Source organism: Cryobacterium sp. TMN-39-2 (assembly GCF_004402745.1).
Taxonomy (GTDB): domain Bacteria; phylum Actinomycetota; class Actinomycetes; order Actinomycetales; family Microbacteriaceae; genus Cryobacterium; species Cryobacterium zongtaii.
Window position 1 is genome coordinate 221,598 of record NZ_SOFX01000038.1, and the last position, 9,143, is coordinate 230,740.

Sequence of the window (9,143 nt, forward strand, 5' to 3'; positions counted from 1 at the left end):
TCGAGCCTGCGCACACGAAAGGTTGAGTTGTGAACGAGGAATGCATCCACGGACTGGACGGGGAGCTGTGCGCCCTGTGTTTCCCACCCGCCGCCCCCGTCGCACCGACCGTGCCCGCTGCCCGCGCCCCGCGTGCCAGCCGAGCCCGCACCCCCGAAGCGCCGACGGCGTTGCGTACCATCGTCGCCCCGATCACCACGGGCACCGCTCGCACCAAGCGCCACGACGACAAGGTCGGTGAGCAGCGGATCTACCACCTCACCCACATCCGCAACCTGCCCGGTATTCTCGCCACCGGCCGGCTGCTGGCCGACACCAGTGCCGACTGGACCGACCGTCCCGTCGTCGACATCTCGTCGCCGGAAAACCGCAGTGCCCGACGCGACGTCCGCGTCTCCGGCGCCGACAGCCTCGCCGTTGCCGACCACGTGCCCTTCTTCCTGTCGCCCAACGCCCTAGTCTGGGAGAACATCCGCGCGCAGTCGCTCGACCCGCGCCTGTCCGACGACGCCCACGACGCCGCCGCGTACGACTTCGTGATCCTGGTCTCGACGGTCAAGAAGGTGCTCGACGCGCAGATCGACGCCGCGGCCGACCCGACCGCCAGCCACTTCGCCGTGACGGATGGCGACGCCGCGTTCACCGCCACCCGCTTCGGTGCCACGGCCGAGTCGGCCGACCGGATGCTGCAGATGCTCCGCGCCGACCTCGACTCCGACGCGATCCTCAAGGCCGAGCTGCTCGTGCCCGGCGAGGTCCCGTTCGGCCTGATCACGCTGATCGGCGTGGCCAACGACCGCGTGCGCGATGCGGTCAAGCCGATCCTGGCCACCCTGAGTCACAAGCCCAAGGTCGCCGTGTACCCGCCCTGGTTCCACCCCACCGAAGAGCTCTAGCCGCCCGGGGTTCCCTCGTGAGTTGCCGCACATCGCCCTTTCGGGAGCGGTGAAGCGGCACTTACCGGCAACTCGGCGCGCGGGGAACCGGCGCTAGACGACGCCCAGGGGAAGCGGCTCGCCGGCCGGCAGCTCCACGCGCAGCTCGTCACCGGCAGCCACGGTGCCGTCGGCGATAACGACGCCCATGATTCCGGCTCTGCGCAGGATCCGGCCCGCTTCATCCGTGTGCTTGAGCGTCTTCTTGAGGCCCGACTGGAACTTGTCGATCATCGAGCAGGGGTCGCGCATGCCGGTGACCTCGACCACGGCGTCGGAGCCGAGGTACAGGCGGGTGCCCAACGGCAGCGCCAGCAGATCGATGCCGGCGGTGGTGACGTTCTCGCCGAGCTGGCCGGGGGAGACGTCGAACCTCTCGGCGGCGAGCTCGGCGAACAGCTCTGAGCGCACCAGGTGCACCTGGGTGAGATTGGGCCGCGTCGGGTCGGTGCGGATCAGGTACCGGTGCTGGGTGGTGGCCCCGGCGTGCGAGTCTCCCTCGATGCCGTAGCCGGCCACCAGACGGATGCTGGGCACCACCGGCTTGCTGAACCGGTGCCTGTCATCCCGGCTCACCGCGACAACCGTGCCGGTCTGCTGCTCGCTCGTGCCGCCATCCCGCTGGGCCGTGCCCGCCTGCTCGCTCATGCCGCCATCCTGCCAGATCCGGCCCGGCGACCGCACTAGCGGGTGCCCTCGACGGTGATGCTGCCGTTGGTGGTCCGCGCGGTGATGGAGCGCCGCGAGGTGCTGTCGGTGGGAACGGTGTCGTCGGTCACGGTGCCGTTGGTGGTCTGCGCGGTGACTCGGTAGGTGACTCCGCCGACGGGAACCAACACGGTGATCTCCCCGTTCGTGCTGCCGGCCTCGACCGACTCCGGGGCATCCACGAACTGCAGCGAGACCGATCCGTTGGTGGTGGCGGCGGCAACGGACTTGGAGACGGCATCCGTCACCCGGATGTCGCCGTTGGTGCTCTGCAGATCGACCGGCCCCACGGTGCCGTCGGTCTCGATGTCACCGTTGGTCGTGGTCAGCGTGACCCGGCCGGTGAGCCCGGATGCCGCGATGCGGCCGTTCTCACCCGCCGCGGTGACCGGCAGCGACGTGGGCAGTTGCACGGTCACGGTCACGGAGCATCTGGAGAAGAACTGGGCGCGGCAGCCGCCGCGCACCTCGGTCACGCCGCCGTCGGTGCGAGCGGAGAGGGTGGGCTCGTTGCCGAAGTAGGACCCCGTCATGCGCACGTGCACCTCGTCGTCGGCGCTCGGTTCGAGGATGATCACGGCGTTGGGCAACTCCACGCTCAGGCTGGTGCCCGCTTCGAGGTCGGCGCTCTGGTCGACCGGACCGCTGCGGCCCCACAGGGCTGCCACGAACGCCGCGATAAGCAGCAGCGCCCCCACGATCGGGATCAGGATGTACACCAGGGTGCGCCACCGGGGAGTCGGGCTCTTCCCGGCCGGTGGCGGTGGCGTCGGCGGTGGCGTCGGCGCTGCTGAGGTATCGGTCATGGCAGGCTCCCCGGGTCAACGGCGCCGGGCGCGCTGAACGGCCGCGCGAGGCATCCGTGCTCGGGACGGTAGCAGGGTTGCGGGCGCCTCGATATGGCCGCAGAGTCAGCGCTTGGTGATGTCCCTGCCGCGGTAGCGGAGCACGCGGGCCCGAACCGAGAGGATACCGCCGAGCACGAGCGCACCGATCGCCACGGGAAGCAGCGTCGTCAGCATGGTGTTGCCGGTGGCGGCGTTGACGATCATGAGGGCTACGGCGAAACCGCTGCACGCGAACGCGGCGACCGTATAGGTGGTGAACGACCAGGATTTCATGGGTAAGTCCATTCTGTGGCGGTCGGAGTTTCGGGCGCCGGCCTGACTACACGGTAGCAGCGTGCCCCAGCACGGTCGCTCGATGCGGTATTCGCCGCCGAGCGAAAGTAGGCTGGATGTCTACCACCGATTCAGAGATAGGTCTGACGTGAAGGTCATCAGCTACAACCTGCGCAAGAACAGTGCCAGCGGGGAACTCATCGCCCTGGCCGAAGAGTACGACCCCGACCTGCTGTGTCTGCAGGAGTGCGACACCTTGGCCCTGCCGGCAGAGGTCGGGCTGCTGCACCTGGCGGATTCCACCACCCGCAACCGGCTGGGACTGGCCGTGTATTACCGGCGGGACCGGTTCACCGCCCAGAAGACGCAGACCTTTGCGCTCAAGAAGTCGCTGCACGACCTGGTGCTCACGCCGGCGCACGAACGCCTGATCGGCACGCGCCTGTTCGACATGGCCGCGCAGCGGGAGCTCGTCGTGGCGTCATTCCACGCCGCACCGCTGACGGCGCTGAACTCGCTGCGGCGCAACCAGATCCGCTCGGCACACGAGGAACTGGCGGTGCTCGGCCCCAACCTGCCGACCCTGATGGTGGGCGACTACAACTACCCGATCTTCAAGAAGCACCTCAGCAGAGAGGTCAAGGAGTCCGGCTACGACCTCACCCTGAGCGACAGCCGTACCTACACGCGGTACAAGTTCTTCCGCGGCCACTTCGACCTGGCCACCTCGGTGGGACTCACCATCGACAACGTGGAGACCCTGCCCCGCGGCACCTCCGACCACATGCCGATCCTGGTCACCTCGTCGTACTCCAACGAACCGACCGAGCGTTCACAGGAGGCCACCGTGGCCCCCGTCGACGGCGAGTTCTCGATCTAACCGGCACCCGCCACACCCTGTCCGGTCACCGGCCGGTCCACTGCCGCGCATCCGCGGCGCACTCGACCCTGCCCGCGGGCTAGAGTCAGGCATACAGATTGCGAAGGAGCCCCATGGCCGGTCCTGGTTTCGCCGTGATCGATTTCGAAACCACCGGCCTCTTTCCCGCTCACCACGACAGGGTCATCGAGCTCGCCGTGGTGCACGTCAGCGACCGGGGCCGCATCGAGGGCCGCTGGGAGACGCTGGTCAATCCGGGCCGGGACCTCGGCCGGCAGGACATCCACGGCATCCGCGCGGCGGACGTGCTCGACGCCCCCTCCTTCGCCGAGATCGCCCCGCGGCTCATCGAGCTGCTGCGCGGCCGCGTGCTCGTGGCGCACAACGCGAGCTTCGACATCCGGTTTCTGCTGGCCGAGCTGAGCCGCGCCGGCCATGGCGCGCCCGCCGAGATCGTCAGCCTGTGCACCATGCAGTTGGCCCGTGACTTCCTTCCCGGCGCGGGGCGCTCCCTCGCCGATTGCTGTGCGGCCCTCGACATTGATCTTTTTGGCGCCCACCGGGCCTCCGTCGACGCTCTCGCCACCGCCCGGCTGCTCGCCGCGTACATCGAGGCGGCAGATGCGCCGGAGTTCTGGTTCGCGCACCTCGCCGCTGCCGCCGCTGCGGCCTGGCCGGCCGGCGCGGTGTCCTCCACGGCGTGGTGCGCCCGCACTGTCTCGTCGCACCCGATGACCGCGGACTCCTTCCTCGAGCGCATCACCACCCGGTTGCCGGATGTGGCCGGCCCGGCCGAATACGTCGACTATCTGGCCCTGCTCGATCGGTGCCTGCTCGACCGGGCGCTGTCGGTGCACGAGGCCCAGTCTCTGGTGCGGCTGGCCGGCGAGCTCGGCCTGAACCGGGCCACCTGCGAGGCGCTGCACCGGCAGTACTTCGCCGCGCTGACCGCGCTCGCCTGGTCGGACGGCATCCTCACCGGCGCCGAGCTCGCGGACCTGGTGAGCGTGGGAATGCTCCTCGCGATTCCCACCGCGACCATCGCCGCGGCGCTCGACGAGACCCGACAGCAGACCCCGGCTCCGGCCGTCGCGGCGCCGGCCGGCGCCGACTTCGTGCTGGTGGCCGGCGATCTGGTCGTGCTGACGGGCGAGATGAGCCGCACTCGCAGCGAACTGGAGCGGGAGCTGCGCGAGCTCGGCCTGGTGCCGTGGCGGGCGGTGACCAAGAAGGTCAAGCTGCTCGTGGCGGCCGACGCCGATTCACTCTCCGGCAAGGCCCGCAAGGCCCGCGACTACGGCATTCCCATCGTCGACGAGGCCACCCTCGCCCGGCTGTCCAGCGCCCGCTTCGCCGGGGCCTGATCCGCTCGACTACGGGTCGCGCGGCACGGTTCGGTCCCGGCGGCACAGGTTAGTCCCGGCGGCACAGGTTGTTTCGTGTGCCGCGAGGCACAGGGTGTGCCGCGACGCATAAGGGGTGCCGCGAGGCGCGCGGATGCGCCTCGAGCGCGGCCGCGTGGCGACGGCGGCGAACAGGTCCGTTAGCCGCGCACCCGCAGCAGGTTCGCCCGCTCCGGATGCTTCGCGAACCACTTGCCCACGTACCAGCAGTCTGGGGACACAGCCCGGGTGCTCGTCGCCTCCACGTCGTCCATCGCGAAGGACACAACTTGCCCGGCCAGGCCCTGCCCGCGGCGGCGAGGATCGGTGAATGTGTGGTTGAACGACACGGTGTCGCCCCGCACGAGGTAGTCGGCCAGGGCGGCGAGCTCGCCGTCGATGTAGAGAGCGTAGCGGGAGGCATCCGGTTCGTGCACGAGAACTGTGGTCACCAGATAAGCGTAGACCGGCGGGCGCGCTGCGGGGTGCGGGCCGGTGTCGGTGGCCTCCGGTAACCTGACCAGATCCCAGCAGGTGGAGGCGCACCAGTGTTCTTGCTCGATTCGACGCTCGACAAAACAGTCATCTTCAGTGCGAGCGACCTCGGCGCCGCCGCGGGCTGCGAGTGGGCGCTGATGCGCAAGCTCGACGGCAAACTCGGCCGCATCGACACCGTGCCCGACGAGGGTGACGCCATGCTGCGCCGTGCCGGCGCGCTCGGCGACGCACACGAGCTGCGCTACCTGGAACGGCTGCGGCAAAGCCGCGACGTGGTCGAGTTCGCCCGCCCGTCGATGAGGGAACTGCCGGAGGCGGCCGCCGTCACGGCCGACGCGTTCCGGGCCGGGTCCGACGTGCTCTTTCAGGCCACCTTCTTCGACGGCCGCTTCGTCGGGTTCGCCGACTTCATCATGCGCACAGACGACGGCGCCTACGAGGTCTACGACACCAAGCTGGCGCGCTCCGCGAAGATCACCGCGCTGCTGCAGGTGGCCGCGTACAGCGACCAGCTGGACAGGCTCGGCATCCGCACCGGCGAGCAGGTGCACCTGCTGCTCGGCGACGGACGCACGAGCTCGCACCGGCTGCGCGACATCCTGCCGGTGTACCGCAAGCGCCGTGCGCGGCTCGAACGCCTCATCGACGAACGAATCGCCGACCCGGAGCCCACCCCGTGGGGTGACCCGCGCTACACGGCCTGCGGGCGCTGCGCGGCCTGCTCCGTGGAGGTGGAGGCGCACCGGGACGTGCTGCTCGTAGCCGGCATGCGGCTCACCCAGCGCCGGCACCTGCTGGAGGTCGGCCTGACCACGATCGAGGCCCTGGCGGCGAGCACCGGGCCGGTCGACGGACTGGTCGACGCCACCGTGGCGGCTCTGCGCGCCCAGGCCCGGCTGCAGCTGCAGTCCCGCCAGCTCGCCACCGGGCAGCCAGGCCACGCCGACGCCCCCGCGGTCGAGATCTACAACCCGGTGGCGCTCGGCGCCCTGCCGGAGCCCGACCCCGGCGACATCTTTTTCGACTTCGAGGGTGACCCGCTCTACAGCGAGACCGCCGCGGGCACCGACAGCCCGGATTGGGGCCTGGACTACCTCTTCGGCCTGATCGAGACCGACGGCACCTTCCGTGCGTTCTGGGCGCACGACTATGCCGAGGAACGCCAGGCCCTGATGGACTTCCTGGTCTACGTGACCGAGCGCCGCGCCCAGCACCCGGCCCTGCACATCTACCACTACGCCGCCTACGAACGTACCCACCTGCTCGCCCTGGCCGCCCGGCACGGGGTCGGCGAAGACGCCGTCGACGATCTGCTCCAGGGCAATGTGCTCGTGGACCTCTACCCCGTGGTCAAGAAGAGCCTGCGGGTGGGCTCCCGCAGCTATTCGATCAAGAAGCTCGAACCGCTCTACATGGGTGACGACCACCGCGAGGGCGTCGACAACGCCGCCGACTCGATCACCGAATACGCCGACTCCCGCGACCTGTTCCGGGCCGGACAGACGGATGCCGCCCAGACCAAGCTCGACGCCATCGCCGACTACAACGAATACGACTGCCTCTCCACGCTGCGCCTGCGCGACTGGCTGCTCGCCCGCGCCGACGAGGCCGGCATCCCTCGCGCCGCCGCCCGCGACCTGGAGCTGGCCATCCCGGTGCGGGAGCCCAGCCCGGTCTACCTGGCGCTGGCGGCCGAGGTGGCGGATGCTCCGCCCGGCGACCGCACGGCCGACCAGACCGCGATCGCCCTGGCCTCCGCCGCCATCGACTACCACCGCCGGGAGGGCAAGAAGTTCTGGCAGGAGCACTTCGACAGGCTGCGCAACCCCGTCGACGAGTGGTCGGCGACCCGGGACGTGTTGATCGTGGCGCAGGTCACGGTCGAGCGTGACTGGGCGCTGGTGGGCCGGGACCGCAACCTGTCCAGGCTGCTGCGCATCGAGGGCGAGCCGGCGCCGGGCAGTTCGCTCAAGCTCGGCCAGAAACCGTTCCTGCTCTATGACGCGCCCTACCCGCCGCTCGCGCAGACCGGCGAGCCCGGCTCCCGGCTGGCGCACGAGCGCACCGAGATCACCGGCCTGGTCGATGAGGCCACCGGTGAAGAAGTGCTCTACGTCACCGAGAAGCTCGGCCGCGGCGTCGACGCCTACGACCAGCTGCCGATGGCGCTGTCCCCGGCCACGCCGCCACCGCCCGGCACGCAGGTGCCGGCGATCGCCGAGTGGGGGCAGCGGGTGCTCGACGCCCTGCCGGCCATGCTGCCGGATGCGGCGCTGGACATTCTGCGGCGGGTGCCGCCGCGACGGGCGAGCGAACAGGCACTGCCGCCGGTGAACGGCGACATCACCACCGCCATCCGCGACAGCCTGCTCAGCATCGACAGGTCCTACCTGGCGGTGCAGGGCCCGCCCGGCACCGGCAAGACCTACACAGGCTCTCGGGTGATCGCCGAGCTCGTGCGCGATCACGGCTGGAAGATCGGCGTGGTCGCCCAGTCGCACGCGACAGTGGAGAACATGCTCAGCGCCGTCCTCAAGGCCGGGCTCGCATCCGGGCACGTGGGAAAGAAGGCCAAGGCGGGGGAGGAACCGCGGGAGAACGGCTGGACCGCGCTCGCACCCACCGGCTTCGCCGAGTTCACCGGTCAGGCCGGCGGCTTCGTGCTCGGCGGCACCGCCTGGGACTTCAGCAACGCCGCCCGCATCGAACCGGGCTCACTCGACCTCCTCGTGATCGACGAGGCCGGCCAGTTCTCGCTGGCCAGCACCATCGCCTCCGCGGTGTCTGCGCGGCGCCTGCTGCTGCTCGGCGACCCTCAGCAGCTGCCGCAGGTGAGCCAGGGTTCGCATCCGGAGCCCGTCGACGTATCCGCGCTCGGCTGGCTCACCGACGGGCACGATGTGCTGCCGGCCGAGTTCGGCTACTTCCTGGCCAAGAGCTGGCGCATGCACCCCGCGGTGTGTGCGCCCGTCTCCAGGCTCTCCTACGAAGGCGAACTCGAGTCCCGGGCCGCCGCCCGGCACCTCGACGGCGTCGAGCCCGGCCTGCATCCGCTGCCCGTGCCGCACACCCTCAATTCCACCTCGTCACCCGAAGAGGCCGACGCCGTGGCCGAGCTGATCGGCTCGCTGCTGGGCCGCGCCTGGACCGTGAACGGTGAGAGCACCCCGCTCGGCCAGCACGACCTCATCGTCGTCGCCCCGTACAACGCGCAGGTCGAGGTGATCCGGCAGCGGCTGGCCAGGGACGGCTGGCACGAGGTCAGCGTGGGCACCGTCGACAAGTTCCAGGGCCGGGAGGCGGCCGTGGCCATCGTGTCGCTCGCCGCATCCAGCGCCGAGGAGGTGCCGCGCGGGCTCGAGTTCCTGCTCCTGGCCAACCGGCTCAACGTGGCCATCTCCCGCGCGCAGTGGGCGGCGTACCTGCTCTATTCGCCCGCGCTCACGGATGCCCTGCCCCACAACGCGGGCACTCTCGCGCAGCTGAGCGCCTTCATCGACCTCGTCGAGGGGCCCGCCGTCTAGCTGTACTGCCCAGGCAGGTTAGTTAACCGCGTGATCGGTGGCTTGCCTCCGATGGCGGTGTGGTGCCTGTGGTGATTGTATTCGTGGAGCCATGC

General features: G+C 70.1%; 8 protein-coding genes. 4 read left to right on the plus strand and 4 right to left on the minus strand.

The window, feature by feature from the left end:
• Nucleotides 1-29: 29 nt before the first annotated feature.
• Entirely contained in the window at nt 30-896 is an 867-nt protein-coding gene (locus tag E3O57_RS15040; protein ID WP_103461659.1) for a DUF4433 domain-containing protein, read from the plus strand.
• 93 nt (nt 897-989) lie between these two features.
• Here the strand turns inward: E3O57_RS15040 and E3O57_RS15045 are convergent, their stop codons facing one another.
• The 3 genes from E3O57_RS15045 to E3O57_RS15055 all read right to left on the minus strand — a co-directional run bounded on the left by E3O57_RS15045 (nt 990) and on the right by E3O57_RS15055 (nt 2,764).
• Nucleotides 990-1,583 (minus strand): MOSC domain-containing protein, encoded by a 594-nt coding sequence (locus tag E3O57_RS15045; RefSeq protein WP_133159707.1) that lies wholly within the window; start codon nt 1,581-1,583, stop codon nt 990-992.
• A 35-nt stretch (nt 1,584-1,618) separates the two neighbouring features.
• Nucleotides 1,619-2,449, minus strand: coding sequence for a DUF4097 family beta strand repeat-containing protein (locus tag E3O57_RS15050; RefSeq protein WP_103478714.1), 831 nt, complete (start codon nt 2,447-2,449; stop codon nt 1,619-1,621).
• A gap of 105 nt (nt 2,450-2,554) precedes the next feature.
• Nucleotides 2,555-2,764 carry a hypothetical protein gene (locus E3O57_RS15055; protein WP_088456819.1) on the minus strand — a complete coding sequence of 70 codons (210 nt, stop codon included), beginning with the start codon at nt 2,762-2,764 and terminating at the stop codon, nt 2,555-2,557.
• Nucleotides 2,765-2,912: 148 nt separating this feature from the next.
• On the opposite strand from E3O57_RS15055, the gene E3O57_RS15060 reads away from it, so the two are divergent.
• Nucleotides 2,913-3,644, plus strand: a complete 732-nt coding sequence (locus E3O57_RS15060; protein WP_088456818.1) for an endonuclease/exonuclease/phosphatase family protein — start codon at nt 2,913-2,915, stop codon at nt 3,642-3,644.
• Between the two features lie 113 nt (nt 3,645-3,757).
• Nucleotides 3,758-5,008: an exonuclease domain-containing protein gene (locus tag E3O57_RS15065; RefSeq protein ID WP_103478715.1), complete on the plus strand. Its 1,251-nt coding sequence runs from the start codon at nt 3,758-3,760 to the stop codon at nt 5,006-5,008.
• Nucleotides 5,009-5,187: 179 nt separating this feature from the next.
• Here the strand turns inward: E3O57_RS15065 and E3O57_RS15070 are convergent, their stop codons facing one another.
• The gene (locus tag E3O57_RS15070; RefSeq protein WP_088456816.1) at nt 5,188-5,478 is read right to left on the minus strand and encodes a GNAT family N-acetyltransferase; all 291 of its coding nucleotides are present in this window, start codon (nt 5,476-5,478) and stop codon (nt 5,188-5,190) included.
• Between the two features lie 96 nt (nt 5,479-5,574).
• On the opposite strand from E3O57_RS15070, the gene E3O57_RS15075 reads away from it, so the two are divergent.
• The gene (locus E3O57_RS15075; protein WP_241990446.1) at nt 5,575-9,048 is read left to right on the plus strand and encodes a bifunctional RecB family nuclease/DEAD/DEAH box helicase; all 3,474 of its coding nucleotides are present in this window, start codon (nt 5,575-5,577) and stop codon (nt 9,046-9,048) included.
• The last annotated feature ends 95 nt before the right edge of the window (nt 9,049-9,143 follow it).